22 protein-coding genes are annotated in these 20301 nt (G+C 62.8%); 16 read left to right on the forward strand and 6 right to left on the reverse strand.

Going from position 1 to position 20301, the window contains the following annotated elements; translation table 11 throughout:
* The first annotated feature begins 35 nt into the window (after nt 1-35).
* From ACR0AO_RS17485 to ACR0AO_RS17515, 7 genes are all read left to right on the forward strand, one after another.
* Nucleotides 36-1739 carry an acyl-CoA dehydrogenase gene (locus tag ACR0AO_RS17485; RefSeq protein WP_480606198.1) on the forward strand — a complete coding sequence of 568 codons (1704 nt, stop codon included), beginning with the start codon at nt 36-38 and terminating at the stop codon, nt 1737-1739.
* Nucleotides 1739-2785, forward strand: coding sequence for an MBL fold metallo-hydrolase (locus ACR0AO_RS17490; protein ID WP_480606201.1), 1047 nt, complete (start codon nt 1739-1741; stop codon nt 2783-2785). The genes ACR0AO_RS17485 and ACR0AO_RS17490 overlap by 1 nt, the downstream gene beginning before the upstream one ends.
* 3 nt (nt 2786-2788) lie before the next feature.
* Nucleotides 2789-3241, forward strand: a complete 453-nt coding sequence (locus ACR0AO_RS17495) for a DUF6173 family protein (protein ID WP_480606204.1) — start codon at nt 2789-2791, stop codon at nt 3239-3241.
* Between the two features lie 61 nt (nt 3242-3302).
* Nucleotides 3303-5141 carry a glycerophosphodiester phosphodiesterase family protein gene (locus tag ACR0AO_RS17500; RefSeq protein ID WP_480606206.1) on the forward strand — a complete coding sequence of 613 codons (1839 nt, stop codon included), beginning with the start codon at nt 3303-3305 and terminating at the stop codon, nt 5139-5141.
* Entirely contained in the window at nt 5128-5688 is a 561-nt protein-coding gene (locus ACR0AO_RS17505; RefSeq protein WP_480606209.1) for a hypothetical protein, read from the forward strand. Before ACR0AO_RS17500 ends, ACR0AO_RS17505 begins: the two co-directional genes overlap by 14 nt.
* A 63-nt stretch (nt 5689-5751) precedes the next feature.
* Nucleotides 5752-5886 (forward strand): aa3-type cytochrome c oxidase subunit IV, encoded by a 135-nt coding sequence (locus ACR0AO_RS17510; RefSeq protein ID WP_480606212.1) that lies wholly within the window; start codon nt 5752-5754, stop codon nt 5884-5886.
* 15 nt (nt 5887-5901) lie between these two features.
* Nucleotides 5902-6531 carry a hypothetical protein gene (locus ACR0AO_RS17515; protein WP_480606214.1) on the forward strand — a complete coding sequence of 210 codons (630 nt, stop codon included), beginning with the start codon at nt 5902-5904 and terminating at the stop codon, nt 6529-6531.
* A 3-nt stretch (nt 6532-6534) separates the two neighbouring features.
* On the opposite strand, the gene ACR0AO_RS17520 is transcribed toward ACR0AO_RS17515, so the two are convergent.
* The gene (locus tag ACR0AO_RS17520) at nt 6535-6867 is read right to left on the reverse strand and encodes an AzlD domain-containing protein (RefSeq protein WP_480606217.1); all 333 of its coding nucleotides are present in this window, start codon (nt 6865-6867) and stop codon (nt 6535-6537) included.
* A complete protein-coding gene (locus ACR0AO_RS17525; protein ID WP_480606219.1) occupies nt 6864-7580 on the reverse strand; it encodes an AzlC family ABC transporter permease in 717 nt (238 codons plus the stop codon). Before ACR0AO_RS17525 ends, ACR0AO_RS17520 begins: the two co-directional genes overlap by 4 nt.
* Nucleotides 7581-7629: 49 nt before the next feature.
* Here ACR0AO_RS17525 and ACR0AO_RS17530 point away from each other — a divergent pair, with 49 nt between their 5' ends.
* From ACR0AO_RS17530 to ACR0AO_RS17550, 5 genes are read left to right on the forward strand one after another with little or no spacing between them, the layout of a single operon-like run.
* Nucleotides 7630-8520, forward strand: coding sequence for a formate dehydrogenase accessory sulfurtransferase FdhD (locus tag ACR0AO_RS17530; protein WP_480606460.1), 891 nt, complete (start codon nt 7630-7632; stop codon nt 8518-8520).
* Between the two features lie 4 nt (nt 8521-8524).
* The gene (gene mobA / locus ACR0AO_RS17535) at nt 8525-9166 is read left to right on the forward strand and encodes a molybdenum cofactor guanylyltransferase MobA (RefSeq protein WP_480606222.1); all 642 of its coding nucleotides are present in this window, start codon (nt 8525-8527) and stop codon (nt 9164-9166) included.
* A complete protein-coding gene (gene mobB / locus ACR0AO_RS17540) occupies nt 9163-9654 on the forward strand; it encodes a molybdopterin-guanine dinucleotide biosynthesis protein B (protein WP_480606224.1) in 492 nt (163 codons plus the stop codon). The genes mobA and mobB overlap by 4 nt, the downstream gene beginning before the upstream one ends.
* Nucleotides 9655-9674: 20 nt before the next feature.
* A complete protein-coding gene (locus ACR0AO_RS17545) occupies nt 9675-11720 on the forward strand; it encodes a molybdenum cofactor synthesis domain-containing protein (protein ID WP_480606227.1) in 2046 nt (681 codons plus the stop codon).
* Complete coding sequence (locus ACR0AO_RS17550) at nt 11717-12319, forward strand: GNAT family N-acetyltransferase (RefSeq protein WP_480606229.1); 603 nt, start codon at nt 11717-11719, stop codon at nt 12317-12319. Before ACR0AO_RS17545 ends, ACR0AO_RS17550 begins: the two co-directional genes overlap by 4 nt.
* Nucleotides 12320-12328: 9 nt before the next feature.
* Here ACR0AO_RS17550 and ACR0AO_RS17555 read toward each other — a convergent pair whose 3' ends face one another.
* From ACR0AO_RS17555 to ACR0AO_RS17565, 3 genes are all read right to left on the reverse strand, one after another.
* Nucleotides 12329-13333 carry a hypothetical protein gene (locus ACR0AO_RS17555; protein WP_480606232.1) on the reverse strand — a complete coding sequence of 335 codons (1005 nt, stop codon included), beginning with the start codon at nt 13331-13333 and terminating at the stop codon, nt 12329-12331.
* 13 nt (nt 13334-13346) lie between these two features.
* Nucleotides 13347-13817, reverse strand: coding sequence for a transcription elongation factor GreA (gene greA, locus ACR0AO_RS17560; protein WP_480606235.1), 471 nt, complete (start codon nt 13815-13817; stop codon nt 13347-13349).
* A 132-nt stretch (nt 13818-13949) separates the two neighbouring features.
* Nucleotides 13950-14330, reverse strand: a complete 381-nt coding sequence (locus tag ACR0AO_RS17565; protein ID WP_480606236.1) for a VOC family protein — start codon at nt 14328-14330, stop codon at nt 13950-13952.
* Nucleotides 14331-14420: 90 nt separating this feature from the next.
* Here ACR0AO_RS17565 and soxR point away from each other — a divergent pair, with 90 nt between their 5' ends.
* From soxR to ACR0AO_RS17585, 4 genes are all read left to right on the forward strand, one after another.
* Nucleotides 14421-14876: a redox-sensitive transcriptional activator SoxR gene (soxR, locus tag ACR0AO_RS17570; protein ID WP_480606238.1), complete on the forward strand. Its 456-nt coding sequence runs from the start codon at nt 14421-14423 to the stop codon at nt 14874-14876.
* A gap of 136 nt (nt 14877-15012) precedes the next feature.
* Entirely contained in the window at nt 15013-16659 is a 1647-nt protein-coding gene (locus tag ACR0AO_RS17575; protein ID WP_480606240.1) for an electron transfer flavoprotein-ubiquinone oxidoreductase, read from the forward strand.
* 151 nt (nt 16660-16810) lie between these two features.
* Complete coding sequence (locus tag ACR0AO_RS17580; RefSeq protein ID WP_480606463.1) at nt 16811-18478, forward strand: tetratricopeptide repeat protein; 1668 nt, start codon at nt 16811-16813, stop codon at nt 18476-18478.
* Nucleotides 18468-19289, forward strand: coding sequence for a 4-(cytidine 5'-diphospho)-2-C-methyl-D-erythritol kinase (locus tag ACR0AO_RS17585; protein WP_480606242.1), 822 nt, complete (start codon nt 18468-18470; stop codon nt 19287-19289). The genes ACR0AO_RS17580 and ACR0AO_RS17585 overlap by 11 nt, the downstream gene beginning before the upstream one ends.
* On the opposite strand, the gene ACR0AO_RS17590 is transcribed toward ACR0AO_RS17585, so the two are convergent.
* The gene (locus tag ACR0AO_RS17590; protein WP_480606244.1) at nt 19282-20280 is read right to left on the reverse strand and encodes a polyprenyl synthetase family protein; all 999 of its coding nucleotides are present in this window, start codon (nt 20278-20280) and stop codon (nt 19282-19284) included. The genes ACR0AO_RS17585 and ACR0AO_RS17590 overlap by 8 nt on opposite strands.
* Nucleotides 20281-20301 lie beyond the last annotated feature (21 nt).

Consider the following 20301-nt stretch of genomic DNA (forward strand, 5'->3'; position numbering starts at 1 on the left):
GCTTGTGAAAGCCGAGAAAAGTTCCGAGGAAAGCCATGCCGTATCGCGCCCCGACCACCGACTATGCATTTCTGTTCGAACACGTGGTCGGTTTCGATCAGGTGGCCACGAGCGAATTGTTTGCCGAGGCCAGCCCGGATGTGGTCGGTGCCATTCTGACCGAAGCCGGGAAAATGTGCGAAGAGGTCATGTCGCCCCTGCAGCGCCCCGGCGATCTGGAACCCGCCCGGCTGGAAAACGGCGTGCTGCGCACCTCGCCGGGTTATGCCGACGGATGGCGGGCGATTGCCGAAGGCGGCTGGATCGGGATGAGCAGCGACCCGGAGTTCGGCGGTATGGGACTGCCCACGACGGTGGCGACCGCCGTCAACGAGATGATGAGCGCGGCCTGCCTGTCGCTGCAACTCGCCCCGCTGATGAGCCAGGGCCAGATCGAGGCGCTGGAACATCACGCGAGTGGTGAGCTGAAGGCGCTTTACCTGCCCAAGCTGATCTCGGGTGAATGGTCGGGGACGATGAACCTGACCGAGGCACAGGCCGGATCGGACGTGGGCGCACTGTCATCCAAAGCCGAACCCAATGGCGACGGAACCTATGCCATAAGCGGGCAAAAGATCTTTATTTCCTGGGGCGACAACGACTTTTGCGAAAACGTGTGCCATCTGGTCCTGGCGCGCCTGCCGGATGGGGTGCCGGGCACCAAGGGGATATCACTGTTTCTGGTGCCCAAATTCATTCCGGACGAAAACGGAAACCCCGGCGTCGCGAACAGCCTCAAGGTAGTGTCGCTGGAACACAAGCTGGGCCTGCACGGCTCGCCCACCTGCGTGATGCAGTATGACGGGGCTACGGGCTGGCTCGTCGGTGCCGAACATGGCGGCATGGCGGCAATGTTCACGATGATGAACAACGCGCGTTTGGGTGTCGGCGGGCAGGGCGTCGGTGCGGCCGAAGGGGCCTATCAGCATGCGTTGGCCTATGCGCAAGAGCGCAGACAGGGCAAGACACCCTCGGGCACGATCATCGACCACGCGGATGTGCGCCGTATGCTGATGGAGATGCGGGCGGACATATTCGCCGCGCGCGCGATCCTTTTGGACACTGCGGTCGCACTGGACATGGCCAAGGCCAGCGGTGACGCCGAATGGACGGCGCGCGCGGCGCTGCTGACGCCGATCGCCAAGGTTTTTGGCACCGAAACCGGCATCCGGGTCGCCGAAACCGGGGTGCAGGTGCATGGCGGCATGGGGTTCATCGAAGAAACCGGTGCCGCGCAGTATTACCGTGATGTGCGCGTGACCGCGATTTATGAAGGCACCAATGGCATTCAGGCGATGGACCTCGTCGGACGCAAGATGATGGACGGCGGTGAGGCGGCCTCGCGCCTGCTCGACGAGATCGAGGCACAGGCCGAAGCGGCCCGCGCGACCTTGCCGGACCTGGCGGGGCCTGTGTGGGAGGCGACCGAGTCGCTGCGCGAAGCAACCGAATGGCTGGTGGGGCAGGAAGACATGACCGAACGCTTTGCCGGGGCACTGCCGTACCTGCGCGCCTTTGCGCGGGTGTTGGGCGGGCACTATCACCTGTCGGCGGCGCTGGCCGATCCCGATGGCCCGCGCGCCAGGCTGGCCCGGTTTTATATCAACGCATTGCTGCCCGAGCATGCGGGCTTGCTGGCGCAGGCGCAGAACGGGGCGACCGACCTCTATGCGCTCAGCGCTGACGAGTTGGTGGCCTGATGGACGGGACGCAGTCGATTGCCATGCGGTATCCCTGGACAGAACCACCCCGGACCGGAGAAGCCATCGAAGTGGCTCAGGGCGTTCTTTGGATGCGCCTGCCACTGCCGATGAAGCTGGATCACGTCAACGTCTATGCGCTGGATGACGGTGACGGCTGGACGATCATCGATACCGGGTTTTCCTCGCGAAAATCACGCAACATCTGGGAACAGGTGATGGCCGGGCCGCTGGGCGGCAGGCCGGTCCGGCGTGTCGTGGTCACGCATCATCATCCCGATCACATCGGCAATGCGGGCTGGTTTCAATCCGTTCACGGGGCGGAACTCGTCACCACGCGAACGGCCTGGCTGTTCGCGCGGATGCTGACGCTGGATGTGCAGGAAAACTGGCCCGCTGAAACGCTGGACTATTACCGCAGCGCGGGCATGGTGCCGGAGATTCTGGAAAAGCGGATGTCCGAGCGACCGTTCAATTTCGCCGACATGGTTCACTCGATGCCGCTCGGCTTCACGCGCATACGGCAGGGCGATGTGCTCCGCATGGGCGGGCGCGACTGGGATGTGCACATGGGCAACGGCCACGCCCCCGAGCATGCCACATTCTGGAGCCGGAACGACAACCTGGTAATTACCGGCGATCAGATCCTCAGTTCGATCAGCCCCAACATCGGCGTCTATGCCACTGAACCACTGGCCGATCCGGTGGCGGAATGGCTGGAAGCCTGCGAACGGCTGGAACCTCTGGCCCGGCCCGAGCACCTTACGCTGGGCGGACACAAGCTGCCGTTCACCGGTCTGCCCACGCGAATGCGGCAATTGATCGACAATCATCACGGTGCGCTGGAACGCCTTTTGGATCATCTGGACGCGCCGAAACCGGCCGCTGACTGTTTTGCACCGCTGTTCAAGCGAAACATCGGCGAAGGCGAATATGGCCTGGCACTGGTCGAAGCGGTTGCGCATGTGAACCATCTCTACCACATTGGGGCTGTGACCCGGACGCGACGCGCCGACGGGGCCTGGCTGTACCAACGCAACGGGTGAGAGATGGACGACAAGATCGAAACTTCCGCCGAGGCCGCCGAAGCCGCGGCCATACCGCGTTGCTACGAGGTACACACGGACCCGGCCGAGGGTAACGGCCCCAAGGATCTGCCCAAGCCGCTGCAGGCGCCGGTCGAAACCAAAAGCCCGGCGCAATGGGCCTATGAACGGCTGATCCTGTATATCCAGAACTTCGAAAAGCAGCTCGACAACAGCCAGGAGGTGGCGATGGGCTATACCGGCGGCGATGCGGGCGTGCTGCGGATCGAAGGGATGGGCTATTTCGATCCCGACATCGTGACGTTCTATGGCTCGGACGCCACCGGGGCCAAGACCCAGCTTGTCCAGCATGTCAGCCAATTGAACGTGATGCTGCGGGCGCTGCCCAAGACGGTCGAGGACGAACCGGCCCAACGCATCGGATTCCGTCTGGCGGCCGATCTCGAAGGCGACTGACCTTACTTGCATTTCGGGCGGGCACGGCATTGAATGACTGCATTGTTCAGGAGTTCAACGCGTGACGCATTTTGCAACAGTAACAAACGCCTACCGGGCGGCCTGGTCCCGTAAGCGGATATTCGTACCGCTTTATCTGATTTTACGCCTGATGGTGCTGGCGGTGATTGCTCCGGCGCTGGCGGTTGTTGTCAATCTGGCGGTTTTGTTGTCCGATCAGTCGGCGCTGACGGATCAGGACATCGCGATGTTCATTCTGACGCCGGTGGGGTTTCTGGTCACGCTGGCTCTCCTCAGCCTGTTGCTGGTGGCCGAGGTTCTCGGCTTTGCAGTCATGGCCGCCTGCCTGCGCATGGGCAAGGCCGACCTGTGGAGCGCGGGCCGTTCGGCACTGGCGCTGGTGATTGCGCGCCTGCCGCGTCTGCTGGAATTTGCGCTGCGATTCGTGCTGCGTGTGTTGCTGTTCGTCCTGCCGTTTGCCGCGCTTGGTGCGCTGATCGCGTGGTGGACGCTTACCGAGTACGACATCAACTATTACCTGACCTTTCACCCGCCCGCGTTCTGGGCCGCCGTGGCGCTGATCGGTGCGGTTCTGCTGGTCATGACGTGGTTACTAATCTGGCGTTTGTCCGCATGGGCGCTTTCCCTGCATCTGGTTCTGTTCGAGCGGATTGCCCCCAAGGCCGCATTCGCAGAAAGTGCGCGCAGGATGGCCGGGCATCAGGGTCGCCTGAAAATCAAGCTCGTATTGTGGCTTGCCGTACGGGTTGCCATCGCGGCGCTGATCGGCGCGGTGGCAAGCGGCGTTCTGGGTCTGATCCCGCTGAATCAGGGTACGAACTTGCGCCTTGCTCTGTCGATATCTCTGGCGGTCGCGGGGCTTTGGTCCCTGGCCGGTCTGGTTTTGGCGGCGATTGTCCTGGGGGCTCTGGCTGCGGTGCTGGACGGGTTTTATCAGGGTGAGGTCAAGCTGCAGGCACCCGTCGCAAGTGGAAGTATCCGGGCAGGGTTGATCGGGCTGGTCGCCCTTTCCGGTATCGCGGTTCTGTCGGGTTTCTGGCTGAGCAACAACCTGCTGGAGAAAGTTCAGGCAACCGACTCGGTTGACGTCATCGGTCACCGCGGCGCTGCGGCGCTGCGGCCGGAAAACACCATGGCATCGGTATTGAAGGCCATCGATGACGGCGCCGACTGGGTCGAGATCGACGTGCAGGAGACAGCGGACGGTATCGTCGTGGTGGCACATGACAGCGATTTCATGAAACTGGCGCAGACCAATCTGAAAGTGTGGGACGCCACCATGTCTGATCTGGATGACATCGACATCGGCAGTTGGTTTGATCCGGAATTCGCCGATGAGCGCACCCCCACCCTGCGCGATGTTCTGGCGGCGGCGCGCGGGAAATCCAAGGTCATCATCGAACTGAAATACTATGGCCACGACGAGGACCTGGAAAACCGGGTTGTTGGGATTGTCGAGGATCTGGGGATGGAAAACGACGTGGCCACCATGTCGCTGAAATACCCTGCCGTGCAGAAGATGCGCGCGCTGCGCCCCGATTGGCGTACCGGAGTTCTGGCGGCGACCGCCGTGGGCAACATTGCGGGGCTGGACGCTGATTTCATCGCCGTGAATGCGAACATGGCGTCGCCTGGGCTGATCCGGTCGGTCCATGACGCGGGCAAGGATTTTTATGTCTGGACGGTCAATGATCCGATTCAGATGTCGCAAATGGCGTCGATGGGGGTTGATGGCCTGATCACCGACAAACCGGCCCTGGCCCGGCAGGTGCTGAAAACCCGCGCAGAGCTTGGTCCGGCGGAACGGCTGATGCTCTGGCTCGCGGGCGAACTGGGGATGGAGATTGATGCAAAGCAGATGCGCGATGACAGCCCTTAAACTTTTCGCGGTGCTGTGCTGTCTGGCGGCGCCGGCAAGCGCGCAGGACCTGATCCGGACCGTCGAACTGCCGTCTCATCGCGCTTTGATGCTGACGCGGGCCTCTGCGGAATTGCGCCCCTTCGAAACGGACGGGTGCTCGGGCGGCATGTCGTCGGTCTGGGGGTTTGCGGCGGATGTCTTTCCGGACTTCGCCAGAACATATCAGGCGGCGCCGCCATGGGAAGATTGCTGCGTCACGCATGACAAGGCCTATCATGATGCAGGCGGGGCCGATCAGGCCAGTGCCAGCTTTGAGGCCCGGCTGGCGGCAGATGCCGAGTTGAAAGCCTGCGTGTTGCAGAATGGCGAAGACAGGGCGGAGGAAATTGCCGCTCGTCTGAATGCCGAGCCCGAGCAGGTGCGCCTGGCCTATGACGCCATTGCCCAGGCCATGTACCTGGCCGTTCGCTTCGGTGGCGGCCCCTGCACCGGCACTCCATGGCGTTGGGGGTACGGCTATCCCGGCTGTACTCCGTTCGACACTTTGGCCCCTGCGCGCGATTGACGTCGTGACACAGGCGAAAGAATCCACTATCCAGCGTTAAACACGCGAATAGGAATTGAAAACATGGCTGAATACAAACAAGGCGAAATGGACATCAAGGTTCAGAACGAAACCTTCAACGGCTTCGTCAAGTTCATGATCTGGACGGTCGCGGTCATTCTCTTCGTCCTGCTTTTCCTGGCGGTTTTCGCCTCCTGATCGGGCAAATATCTCATGCGTCGGATCGTGACGGCATGCGCTTTGTTGCTTTTGGCGGCGGCGTGTTCCAGACAAAGCGCGCCGCAGGCGGATTACGAGACCATTGCAGCCGTTCGTTATCGCGCTCCTGGGCCGGCAAAGCTGACATTGTACACCATGGTGAACAACCGTACCGGTTCGGGCGGGCATGCATCACTGATGATCAACGCCTCCGAAAGGGTGATTTTTGACCCTGCAGGTTCGTTTCGCGCCGACAGCGTGCCCGAGCGGGACGATGTGCTTTACGGCATCACGCCTGCCGTGGAAAAAGCCTATCGCGGATCGCATGCGCGCTCGACCTTTCATGTGATCGTTCAGGAACTGGAAGTGACACAGGAACAGGCCGAAGCGGCCTATCTGTTGGCCAAACAAATGGGGCCGGTGCCGGGGGCCTTCTGCGCCAATTACACGGGACGTCTGCTCAGGCAGGTGCCCGGGTTCGAAGACATCAGACCGGTGCTGCAGCCGGTGAGGCTGGCCGATCAGTTCGGCGATTTGCCGGGCGCGGTGACCGAGCGCTACTATGAGTATGACGACGAGGATCTGCAAAAAGGCATCGCGGCCAACAACGCAAAGCTCAACGAGCAGGCCACTTCCCAGTACTGACGCTCAGCCCAGCAGATAGAGCAAGCCATACAATGTCGTCGCGCCCGCAAAGATCGCGGCCAGCACATTCTTGGTCAGCAATCCGACAATGATCGCCATGGTGGCGGCGCTCATCCGGGGCAGGTCGGGTTGGCCATCGGTGGCCGATGGCCAGACCACCAGCGGAGCAATGAGCGCGGGCAGGATTGCCACGGCGGTATAGCGCAGATGCCGCAACAGCCATTCCGGCATCGGCCGGTTTCCGACCAGCCCGATAAAGACGAACCGCAAGGCAAAGCTGCCCACCGCGAGGCCGACGATCACGATCCACATGGTGGTGGCGTCGATCTGGGTCATGACCGGACCTTTCGATGCTTCAGCGCCAATTCGGCCTGAGCCCCCGCCATCATCCCGGCGCAACCGGCAATCAGCAGGCCGAGGTTGAACGGCACCCAGACCGTGAGCAGAGAAACGGTGATCGCGACGAGGGCGGCGATGACGTGGGGCAGGGTGCGCAGCATGGGGCCGATCATCGACAGGAAGGTGATCGGAAGGGCGAAATCCAGCGCCCAGCTTTCCGGAATCTGCGTGCCCAGAACCGCGCCGAGATAGGTGCACAGATACCAAAGCGGCGCAATTGGCGAAATTGTACCGAAGAAATAGGCCATCCTGTCCCGAACGGACAGGTCAGGCTCGCGCTCGAACCGGACGATGCTACAGGCATAGGACTGATCGACGACGAAATACGCCGCGCAGGCGCGCTGCCACAGCGGCGCTGCCCCGAGATAGGGGGTCAGAGAGGCCGAGTACATCGCCACCCGCAGGTTCACCGCCAACGCCGAGGCAAGCACGATCACGGTCGGCGCATTGTCCTGTAGCAGCTGCAGCGCGGCGAACTGCGCCGCGCCGGCAAACACCGTCGCGGTAAAGGTCATGGTCTGGACGATGTTCAGCCCGGCCTCGGTTGCGAACACGCCGAACAGGGTGCCGAACGGGATTGCCACGAAGACAAAGGGAAATCCGTCGCGAAAACCCTTCCAGTAGTAGGATTTGGATGTGGTGAATGCCATGCCTAGATCCTATGGTGACCGCGACAGCAGTAGCGGGCTTGGGAAAGGGATGCAATTGGCCACAGAAACGGACCTGTCGGACTACATAATCGCGCCCGACCCGAGTGCGGCACGGCTGACGCGCGCCGTCGATGGCGTCGATCAGAATGGTAAGGCCAGCCGCATCTCGGTGGTTGAGGAACGTCCCCTGACGATCTTTCTCAACTCACAAGAAATCGTCACCGCGATGACCATCGGGGATTATCCCGAGTACCTGGCGCTGGGCTTTCTGCGCAATCAGGGGATGCTGCGCCCGGATGACGAAATCGTGCGCGTCGACTATGACGACGATCTGGAAACAGTCGTGGTGCGCACTGCGCTTGAGACCTCGTATGAGGACAAGCTGAAGAAGAAAACGCGTACCAGCGGCTGTGCCGTGGGCACGGTATTCGGCGACATGATGGAGGGGCTGGAGGGCGTGACGCTGCCGCAGGTGACGGTGCGGACCTCGTGGCTTTATGATCTGGCGGCAAAAATCAACCGAACACCGTCACTCTATCTGGAAGCCGGTGCGATTCACGGCACGGTCCTGTGCCGTGAAAATCGCCCGCTGGTCTATATGGAGGATGTGGGCCGCCACAACGCGGTTGACAAGATCGCGGGCTGGATGCTGTCCGAGAACGCGGCGGCGGCGGACAAGATCCTTTACACCACCGGGCGGCTGACGTCCGAAATGGTGATCAAGACCGCGATGATGGGCATCCCGGTGCTGGCATCGCGATCGGGATTCACCGCATGGGGCGTCGAGATCGCGCGCGAGGTCGGCCTGACCCTGATCGGTCGTATGCGCGGGCAACGGTTTGTCTGTCTGTCGGGTGAGGATCGGCTGGTGCGCGACGTGGACCCGGCAACGGTGCCGGTCGAGGACAGGAAACATCGGCGGAAGAGTGCGGATGGATAAGCCAATGAAAGAACCTATGGGTGTCATTTTGGCTGGCGGTCTTGCCACCCGGATGGGCGGTGGCGACAAGGGGCGGCTGTTGCTGGGTGGCAAACCGTTGCTGTCTCGTGTCATCGACCGGCTGGGGCCGCAGGTGGGGGCAATGGCGCTAAACGCCAACGGCGATGCGGGGCGGTTTGCCGATCTGGGCCTGCCGGTGATTGCCGATTCCATCGAAGGGTTCGCCGGGCCCTTGGCCGGAGTTCTGGCGGGGCTGGACTGGGCCGCCGAACAAGGTGCCGACTGCATCGTCACTGCCGCTGCCGACACGCCATTCTTTCCGCGTGATCTGGTGACGCGGCTGATGGCCGCTGCCCATGGGCAGGCGCACCCATTGGTGTTGGCAACCACGCCACGTACGGGGGCAGAGTTGAAATCGGGTGGCAGGGGCAAGGTGAACCGTCATCCGACCTTTGGCCTGTGGCCCGTCGCCTTGCGCGACGATCTGCGCGCGGAGCTGAACGAGGGCTTGCGCAAGGTGGTGCTGTGGACCGACAAACATGACGGGCGCGAGGCGTTGTTTCCGGTAGACGGCTTCGATCCGTTCTTCAACGTCAACACGCCTGACGATCTGGCGCGGGCGGAAAAACTGCTGGAGCAGGCATGAGGATCTATGGCGTCACCGGCTGGAAGAATGCGGGCAAGACCGGGTTGATGGAGCGGCTGGTGGCCGAGATCACCGGGCGCGGTTTCAGTGTCTCGACCGTCAAGCACGCGCATCATTCCTTTGACGTGGACCATCCGGGCCGCGACAGCTGGCGCCACCGGCAGGCGGGGGCGGCCGAGGTGCTGTTGGCCTCGCAATACCGGGTGGCCCATATGCAGGAACTGCGCGGTGCGCCCGAGCCACGGCTGTCGGACCTGCTGACCCGTCTGTCGCCCGTCGATCTGGTGCTGATCGAGGGTTACAAGCGCGAGGGCCATCCCAAGATCGAAGCCTATCGCGCCGAGCCGGGCAATGATCTGATCGCGCCGGGGGATGCGAGTATCCGGGCGGTGGCAAGCGACACGCCGCTGGATCTGGACCGTCCGGTGTTCGATCTGAACGACACGGGCGCCATCGCCGATTTCATCCTTGCCGAGGTCGGTTTGTGACCCCGTTCCGGACCTTCGCAATGGTGGACTGGTCCGGAGGCAATGACACCGGACCGCGCCCGCGAAGGGATGCGATCTGGGCATGCGTGGTGCGGGATGGATGCGCCGAAGACCCGATCTATCTGCGCAACCGGCAACTGGCCGAGGACTGGCTGGCGGACCTGATGACGGCGGAGATCACGGCCGGCCGCGATCTGTTTCTGGGGTTCGATTTTCCCTTTGGCTATCCGCGCGGGTTCGCGCGTGCGCTCACCGGAACCGATGATCCGCTGGTCTTGTGGGACTGGTTCGAAGCGCGGATATGGGACAGCCCGGCAGCCAACAACCGCTTTGATCTGGCTGGCGAGATCAACCGTGAATTCGGGGCCAGAGGCCCGTTCTGGATGAACGGGCTGCGGCGCGATATCGACGGGCTGCCGCGCCGCAAGGATGACTATTACAACCCGTTCCCCGAGCGCCGTCAGGTGGAAACCCTTGCCAGGGGCAGTTTCACCTGCTGGCAGATGGGCGGCGCGGGCGCGGTGGGCGGACAGGTGATGATGGGGTTGCCGGTTCTGGCACGCCTGCGCCGGAGGTTCGGGGGGCAGGTCGCTGTCTGGCCCTTTGAGCGGCTGGACAGGGCGGTGGCCTTTGTCGAGGTCTGGCCGTCGCTGACACTGGGCGCGGAACCGACAGGCCGTATCAGGGACGCCTGGCAGGTCGAACAAGTCGCATTGAATCTGGCGGGTCTTTCGCGGCAAGACTTGGCGCAACTTTTGAATGTCAGCGCTGCAGAGGAAGGGTGGATCATGGGTGTGACACAGAACAAGCCGGATATCGCGCCGCCCCCCCTGAAGAACGACTGTTTCGCCTTGCCCGCAGGCGTCAGCTGGACGCCGGTGGACGACGCGCTGGCGATGTTGCGCGACCGGATGCATCCGGTGACCGGCATCGAACACGTGCCGGTGGCGGGGGCGCTGGGCCGGGTGCTGGCCGAAGACGTTGCTGCGCGCCGTTCTAACCCGCCGCTGCCGAATTCGGCGGTGGATGGCTATGGCTTTGCCGGAGGTTATCCCGAAGGCGCGCATGTGGTGCCGCTGGCCGAGGGCCGGGCAGCGGCCGGGGTGCCGTTCGACGGGGTTCTGCCGCAAGGCAAGGCGCTGCGTATCCTGACCGGGGCGGCACTGCCCGAAGGTGTCGATACGGTCATCCTCGAAGAGGACGTGACCGTGCAGGATGGCCATGTCGCCTTTCACGGGCCGTTGAAACAGGGGGCCAACACGCGAAACGCGGGCGAGGATGTGGCGGCGGGGGATATCGCCCTGCACCGGGGTCGCAGACTGACCCCGGCGGATCTGGCGCTGTTGTCGGCGGTCGGCGTGGCCGGGATACCGGTGCATCTGCCGCTGCGTGTGGCGGTCGTGTCGACCGGTGACGAACTGGTCGAAGCCGGGGATGACGCAGGGCCGGGCCAGATCTTCGATGCCAACCGGCCGATGCTTTTGGCGATGGCCCAGCGGTTCGGGTTCGAAACGGTGGATATCGGTCGGGTGCCCGACGACCGTGCCACGCTGAGGGCCAGGCTGGACGAGGCGGCGGGACAGGCGGATGTGATCCTGACCAGCGGCGGCGCCTCTGCCGGGGACGAGGACCACATGTCGGCGCTGTTGCGCGAGGCGGGCGCGATGCAGGAATGGCGCATCGCGCTGAAACCGGGCCGACCGCTGGCTTTGGGCATCTGGAACGGAACGCCGATATTCGGCCTGCCCGGCAATCCGGTGGCGGCGATGGTGTGCACGCTGATCTTTGCGCGGCCCGCGATGGGGCTGCTGTCGGGCGAGGACTGGCAGCGGCCGCAGGGATTCGACCTGCCCGCCGCGTTCGAGAAGCGCAAGAAGCCGGGCCGGCGGGAATACCTGCGCGCACGGGTGCGCGATGGCCGGGTCGAAGTGTTCCGCTCGGAAGGCTCGGGCCGGATCAGCGGGCTGAGCTGGGCCGACGGGCTGGTCGAGATCGGGGATGGCGAGCGGCACATCCGCCCCGGCGATCCGGTTCGCTTCATCCCCTATGGCAGCTTCGGGCTGTGAAGGTCGAGATTTCCAAAGGCTTCGATGAGTCCGAGCGCCCGATTGCGGCGGCATTGTTCTGGCAGGCGTTCTCTCGCAAGCTGACCCGGATCATGGGACGCGGCACGCGGGCGCAGGCCTTTTTCGCCGCGACCCTGAGCCCCGATTTTGCGCTTGTGGCGCGTGATGACGCGGGGAACGTGCTGGGCCTTGCCGGATACAAGACGGACAAGGGGGCGTTCGCCGGCGGCGGCCTGAGCGATCTTGCGCGGGTTTATGGCCGGTTCGGCGCCGTCTGGCGCGGGCTTTTGCTGAGCCTGCTGGAACGGGATCTGCAACCCGGAGTTTTCCAGATGGACGGAATTTGTGTCGCCGCGGCGGCGCGCAGGCAGGGCGTGGGAACGGCGCTGCTGAAGGCGATCATGGCCGAAGCCGCAGCATCGGGAATGCGTGAAGTGCACCTGGACGTCATTGACACGAACCCGCGTGCCCGCGCGCTTTACGAGCGGGTGGGATTCGTGGCCATGGGGGACACCGGGACGGGGATGTTTCGACCCATTCTGGGTTTCAGAAAGTCAACCCGCATGAGGTGGTCCGTCGGCAAAGGCAACGCGGTCTGAGCGTGCCGTTCAGTCGAAGGTGCCGGCCACCCGCCCCAGCAGCATGAACGCGCGCGCGGTGCGGGTATCGCTCAGGGCCGCGATTTCGGCGTCGGTGGCCTCGGTCTCGAAATCGATGAACATGTGATCGAAGCGGCGAAGGAAATGGTGCGCCGCATCCCGAAAGATCGGGTCCTGTTTCATGCGCCCCGAGGTCAGCGCCAGCGAGGAACGGTCCCGAACCCCGCCCAGTGCCGCGACCGCGCGGCCGCGGGTACCCTGCGCGAACTGACGCCAGATTTCGGGGCGCGCCATGTCGGGTTTGAGATCATCCATATAGATGCCCTCCTGACTGAGCAGGGTCAGTACATCCTGCGCGGCCTGCACAAGCTGCGCGGCCTTGCGGTCTTTCAGCGCGCGGCGCAGGGCGGCAAAGCCCTGGGTATCCTCGGCGGTTTCCGGGAAATTCAGGGCGCGGATAAAATCTTCGGTCGCGAGCGGGGGCGCAATCTCTTCGGCGGAGGTGCCAAGCTCCAGCGAGGTCTGGCCGTTGGCTGGTTTCTTCCGGGCGGGTACCGCCGGCTTGACCATAACCGCCGGCCGCGATGTCGAGAAAGTCGCAAGGGCCGATTCCGCCTTTTTTGCCGACGCGGCGATTTCATCGAGTTTCTGGGTAACGGCAGGTTCCTGAATGATCGCGGCGCGCTGCTGTTGCAGGACATAGGCATTACGGATCGCGTCGATCGCGGTTTGCAGGCGCTGGCTTTCCTCGCGCATGACGCGGCTGGCCCGCATGGCGGTGGCCGCCACCCAGATCATCGCCACCGGCATAAACACCGCCAGCATGACGACCAGCGGTCCGCTGGAGGCCGCGTCGCGCGGCACGGCGATAAAGACCACCGCAAAAGCCAGCCACATCAGGCTGAGGATGATAGCCGCGATTTCAATGCCGGTGATGGCCTGCCTGTGCGGCCGGTCGTAGATGCCAAGCGAAGTCGGGCGGTCCGATTCGTTGTCCGTTGGGGTGCCCGACATGGCCGTGCCCCCGTCAGGAATACTGGATGGTCAGAATTTCATAGGACCGCAGGCCGCCCGGCGTGCGCACCTCGACACTGTCGCCTTCGTCCTTGCCGATCAGGGCGCGGGCGATAGGGGATTTGATGTTCAGAAGACCGCCTTCGATATTGGCCTCGTGTTCGCCCACGATCTGCCAGGTCTTTTCCTCGTCCGTGTCCTCGTCCACCAGCGTGACACGCGCGCCGAACTTGATTGCGCCGGACAGTTTTGCCGGGTTGATGACATCGGCCAGTGACAGGACGCCTTCCAGTTCCTTGATGCGGCCCTCGATGAACGACTGCTTTTCACGCGCCGAGTGATATTCGGCGTTTTCGGACAGGTCGCCATGCTCGCGCGCTTCGGCAATGGCCTTGATGATGGCGGGGCGCTCTTCGGACTTGAGCTTTTTCAATTCGGTCTCAAGCGCGGCATAGCCCGCAGGCGTCATCGGAATTTTTTCCATCGTTACTGTTCCACGCATAAATTGCGTCGCCCCGCCGCGCGATGCGCCGGGGCGACTGATTGATTTAGGAATACCTGACCCAAATGAGGCGTGAATTGCAAGAGGTCAACGCCTGCTGACGCGGAATACAGCCTAGTCGTAGGCGACCACCTCGAATTCGATACCGTTGTCATCGTCGAAATAAAACCGCCGCCCCGGTTCATAGTCGGCGTGGTTGTGCGGTTTGAACCCGGCGGCGCGGACTTTTTGTTCGGTCGCGTCGAGGTCTTCGACAACGACACCGACGTGATTAAGGCCGCCGACGGTGTTGTAGCTGCTTTCGGTCGTCGGTCTGGGGTTTTCGGGGGCATAAAGCGCAAGGTAGGTATGTGCATTGCCGACGTGAACGGTATAGCCCCCGGCAATCGCAGAGCCTTCCCAGCGGGTTTTCCAGCCGAACACATCCTGCATCCAGGCGGCGGTCGATTTTGGGTCGCTGACGGTGAAATTCGTATGTTCCAATGATGCAGGCATGATCGCTCCTTCTTGAATTCGGGTCTTGATACGACTCACCGTAATTTCTAAACCTAACTTTAGGTCAAGAGTTTTGTTCGGGAAAAGCGAATGGCGGTATCAGAGGGGCTTTCCATAGGGGCGCTGGCGCGGCGCACCGGTCTGGCGGTTTCGGCGATCCGGTACTACGAGGCGCAGGGGCTGATCTCGCCCTGGCGCAACACCGGCGGGCAGCGGCGCTATCAGCGCGCCGATATCCGGCGGTTGAGTTTCGTGATGATCGCGCAGCAATTCGGCCTGTCGTTGCCGGAAATCCGCGAGGTTCTGGCCGATCTGCCCGGCAACCGGACTCCGACACCACAAGACTGGAAACGGATCAGCAAGGGATTGCGCGCGCATCTGGACAGCCGAATCGATACACTGATCCGATTGCGTGACAATCTGGACGGCTGCATTGGCTGCGGCTGTCTGAGTCTGCCGAAATGCAGGCTGTACAACCCCGATGACCGGGCAAAATCACGCGGCAGCGGTCCCAGATACCTCATGGGCGACGCGCCAGAGGCATGAACTGCCGCATTGCAGCGAATTTACGCCGTGTTTCGATTGACCAGGGACTTTCACAACGGGTAATCACGCGTGAAACAAAATTGCGCAGATCACGCGTTGAGAGCGCCAATTCGGAAAGTTAGCGAAGGAGCCCACGATGGCCGAAATTGAACGCGAAGCGATGGAATATGACGTGGTGATCGTGGGCGCGGGCCCTGCGGGCCTGTCGGCGGCCATTCGTCTCAAGCAACTGGATGCCGACCTGAACGTTGTCGTTCTTGAAAAGGGTTCGGAAGTGGGCGCGCATATCCTGTCAGGTGCGGTTCTTGATCCCTGCGGTCTGGACGCTCTGATCCCCGACTGGAAAGAGAAAGGCGCACCACTGAACGTGCCGGTCGAGGAAGACAACTTCTATATGCTGGGTGAGGCGGGCAAGATCCGCATTCCCAACTTCCCGATGCCGCCGCTGATGAACAACCACGGCAATTATATCGTTTCGATGGGCAATGTCTGCCGCTGGATGGCGGAACAGGCCGAAGAGATGGGCGTTGAAATCTTCCCCGGCATGGCGTGTTCGGAACTGGTTTATGGCGACAATGGCGAAGTCAAGGGTGTTGTCGCCGGCGTCTTCGGCCTTGAGCCCGATGGGTCCTACGGCCCCGGCACCGAGCCGGGGATGGAACTGCACGGCAAATATGTCTTCCTGTCGGAAGGCGTGCGCGGTTCGCTGTCCAAGGAAGTGATTGCCAAATACGACCTGTCCGCCGGCAAAGAGCCGCAGAAATACGGCATTGGCATGAAAGAGATCTGGGAGATCGACCCGGCCAAGCACAAGGAAGGCACGGTCACGCACACCATGGGCTGGCCGCTGGGCGGCAATGCCGGGGGTGGCTCGTTCATCTATCACCTGGAGAACAATCAGGTCTACGTGGGCTTCGTGGTTCACCTGAACTACAAGAATCCGCACCTGTACCCCTACATGGAATTCCAGCGCTTCAAGCACCACCCGATGGTTGCCGAACTGCTGAAGGGCGGCAAGCGCGTCGCATACGGCGCCCGTGCGATCACCGAGGGTGGCCTTCAGTCGATGCCGAAACTGGTGGCGCCCGGCGTGGCGCTGCTGGGCTGTTCTGCGGGCATGGTCAACGTGCCGCGCATCAAGGGCAACCACAACGCGATGCTGTCGGGCAAGGCCGCGGCTGAGGCCGCCTATGACGCCATCAAGGCCGAGCGTTCGGGTGATGAGCTTACAGCGTACGAGGTTGATGTCCGCGAAGGCCCCATCGGCAGCGACCTGAAAAAGGTGCGCAACGTCAAGCCGATGTGGTCCAAGTGGGGCATGATCCCCTCGCTGGTTCTGGGCGGTCTGGACATGTGGACCAACACGCTGGGCTTTTCCCTTTTCGGTACGCTGGGCCATGGCAAGAACGACGCCCAATCGACCGAAGAGGCCAGCAAACACAAGCCGATCGACTATCCCAAGCCTGATGGCACGCTGTCGTTTGACCGTCTGACCAACGTCTCGTTCGCGATGACCAACCACGAGGAAAGCCAGCCCTGTCATCTGCGGCTGACCGACCCGGACATTCCGGTCAAGGTCAACCTGCCGAAATTCGCCGAACCGGCGCAGCGCTATTGCCCGGCAGGCGTTTACGAGATGGTCGAGGAGGACGGCGAACCGCGGTTCGTGATCAACTTCCAGAACTGCGTCCACTGCAAGACCTGCGACATCAAGGACCCGAGCCAGAACATCACCTGGACCACGCCGCAGGGCGGGGATGGCCCCAACTATCCCAATATGTAAGCAAGAAACCGGGCAATGGCGGGGACGTGAAAGCTCTGCCATTGCCTCTTCATCGCCGAAGCCCTAGCTTGTTCTCCGAAAAACGAGAAAAGGCAGGAAATCGGTGCTCTCCCTGGTACGACATGCGGCAGGTGCCGCGCTTGCGGTTGCGATGGCTTTCCCGACGGCGGTTTCGGCCGAATCCGGGGCGGGGGCCTATTTAGCGGGGCGTCAGGCCGTGTATCGCAGCGACTATGCGGAAGCGGCGCGGTTCTATATTCGGGCGCTTGCATCCGACCCTGCCAATCCCGCCCTTATGGAAAACGTGGTGCTGGCGCAGCTGTCCTTGGGCGAGTTGAAGCGCGCAAATGTCGTGGCACGCGAGATGGAGGCGCTGGGACTGCGCAGCCAGGTCGCCCATATGGTGGTCGTTGCCAATCTGATCGCCGAGGAGCGGTACAAGGACATTCTGGCTCGCGACCCCGAAACCCTGGGTATCGGTCCGCTGGTCGACGGTCTGGTGAAGGCTTGGGCCTATATGGGCGACGGGGCCGTTTCCAAGGCGCTGGAGCAGTTCGACAAGGTGTCCAATGAAAACGGACTGCGAGATTTTGCGCGCTATCACAAGGCTTTGGCACTGGCCTCTGTCGGCGATTATGAAGGCGCGGAAGAGATTTTTGCCGCCGATGACGGCCGGGTCGCGCGCGCATCCCGCCGCGCGGTGCTGTCGCGCGCCGAAATCCTGTCACAGCTGGACCGGAACGAACAGGCCCTGGCAAATCTGAACGAGGTGTTCGGAGGCCGCGCCGATCCGGCGCTACAAGCCGTGTCGGACAAACTTGCGGCCGGTGAAAAGCTGCCATTCACCCATGCGCGATCCGCGCTTGATGGCTTGGCCGAGGTTTTCTTTTCCATCGGAACGGCGCTCAATAACGAGGCGGCGAACGACTATGTTCTGGTCTATTCCCGCACCGCCAGTTTCCTGCGCCCCGACCATATCGACGCGCTGCTGCTGAGCGCCGAACTACTGGACGGGCTGGGCCAGTACGAGCTGTCGGTGGCGACCTACAAGATGGTCCCGCCGGACGGGCCGGATTATCACGCCGCCGAACTGGGCCGGGCCGAAGCCCTGCGCCGCTCGGCCAAACCGGATGCGGCCATCGAGGTGCTGGAGAAGCTGGCGCAGGACCATCCGCAACTGCCGGTCGTTCACAGTGCGCTGGGCGATCTGTTTCGGCAGCAGGAAAAATACGCCGAGGCCGTGGCGGCCTATGATTTGGCGCTGGATCTGCTTGAAGAGGGATCGGGCGGGCAGTGGTTTCTGCGCTATGCACGTGGAATTTGCTACGAACGCCTCAAGCAGTGGGACGCGGCAGAGGCCGATTTCCGCACCGCGCTGGAACTCAGCCCGGATCAGCCGCAGGTGCTGAACTATCTGGGCTACTCGCTGGTTGAGCGTCAGGAAAAGCTGGACGAGGCGCTTGAGATGATCCAGCGCGCGGTGAAGGCGCGACCCGACAGCGGCTATATCGTGGACAGCCTGGGCTGGGTCCTGTTCCGCCTGGGGCGCTATGACGAGGCGGTCGGGCATATGGAACGCGCGGTTGAGCTGATGCCCATCGACCCGGTGGTGAACGATCATCTGGGCGATGTGTACTGGGCCGTGGGCCGCGCCCGCGAGGCCGAGTTCCAGTGGAAGCGCGCGCTGTCCTTTATCGATCTGGAAGACACCGATGGCGAGGCCGATCCCGACCGTATCCGCCGCAAGTTGGAAATCGGGCTGGATGCGGTGCTGCAGGAAGAGGGTGCGACTCCGCTGAAGGTGGCCAATGACGGTTGAGGCCTTTGCGCCCGCCAAGATCAACCTGACCCTGCATGTGACCGGCCAGCGCGACGATGGCTACCACCTGCTGGATTCGCTGGTTGTCTTTGCCGATCTGGGCGATCGTCTGGATTTCACTCCCGGAACGGGTCTGTCGATGGATGTTACCGGCGAACATGCCGGCGGCGTGCCGGTCGATGGCCGCAATCTGGTCTGGCAGGCGGCCGAGGCGATGGGGTGGAGCGGGCATATCAATCTGCGCAAAACCCTGCCGCACGGAGCCGGGATCGGTGGCGGGTCTTCGGATGCTGCTGCAACACTATGGACGCTGGCGGGGCAGGGTTTCGAAATCCCAAAGGATTTGCCGCTGTCTCTGGGTGCGGATGTGCCTGTCTGCATGGCCGCCCGTGCCGCGCGGATGCAGGGCATTGGCGAACGTGTGACGCCGGTGGATCTGCCGCATCTGCCCGCGCTGCTGGTCAATCCCGGTGTGGCGGTGCCGACAGGGGCGGTGTTCAAGGCGCTGGGCGCACGCGAAAATCCTGCGATGGCAGAGGATATTCCGCCATTAATCGACCCCGCCGATTGCGCCGCCTGGCTGAAAGATCAGCGCAATGACCTGGAAATTCCGGCCATGGGTGTCGCGCGTGAGATCGAGCGAGTCCTCGACGATCTGAGGGCGACGTCCAATGCCCTGATGGCGCGGATGTCCGGTTCAGGCTCAACCTGTTTTGCGCTGTATCCCACCATGAAGGCCGCGCATTTCGCCGCCTACGAGATTGGCGCGGCCCATCCCGAATGGTGGTGCCGCGCGGTGCAGCTCAATTGAGGCGTGAAACCACGTAATCGGCCAGATCGCGCAGCAGGGTGCGGATCTCGTGATCCGGCAGCACATCCAGCGCAGCTTTGGCCTTGGCCGCCCAGCGATTGGCATCGGCGCGGGTTTCCTCCAGCGTCTGGTACTTGCGCATCAGCTCCAGCGCCTGCTCCAGATCGCCTTCTTGCTGGCGGCCCTTTTCGATCGTGCGCTGCCAGAAGGCGCGCTCGTCCGCTGTTGCCTGCGCCACAGCCTTGATCACCGGCAGCGTCAGCTTGCGTTCGCGAAAATCGTCGCCCACGTTCTTGCCGGTGGCCTTGCTGTCACCCTGATAGTCCAGCAGATCGTCCGCGATCTGAAAGGCGATCCCCAGGGCGTCGCCATAATCGTAAAGCGCCTGCACCTGGGCCCCGGTTGCGCCCGCGATGACGCCGCCCACCTCGGTTGCCGCCGAAAACAGCGCCGCCGTCTTGCCGCGCACCACCTGCAGATAGACGCTTTCGTCGGTGCGCAGATCGGTCGCCGCCGTCATCTGCAGCACCTCGCCCTCGGCAATGGTGGCCGAGGCGTTGGCGAGGATGTCGAGCACCCGCAGCGACCCGGTTTCGACCATCAACTGAAAGCTGCGCGAAAACAGATAGTCACCCACCAGCACGCTGGACTTGTTGTCCCACAGCAGGTTGGCGGTGGGCCTCCCGCGCCGCTGGGCGCTTTCGTCCACCACATCGTCATGCAACAGGGTGGCGGTGTGGATGAACTCGACCGTGGCGGCCAGCCGGATGTGATGCTCGCCCGGATAGCCGAACAGCCGCGCGGCGGCCAACGTCAGCATCGGTCGCAGCCGTTTGCCACCCGCTTCGACCAGATGCGCGGTGACCTCGGGGATGCGGGGCGCATGTTTCGAAACCATGCGAACGCGGATCAGGTCGTTCACGGCCTCCATCTCTGCAGCCAGAAGTTCGGCCAGCCTTTCATGCGGTTTCGAGATTGTCCCGATGTCCATCACACTCCTGATACAAGGCTC

The organism is Ruegeria sp. AF8 (assembly GCF_056541825.1).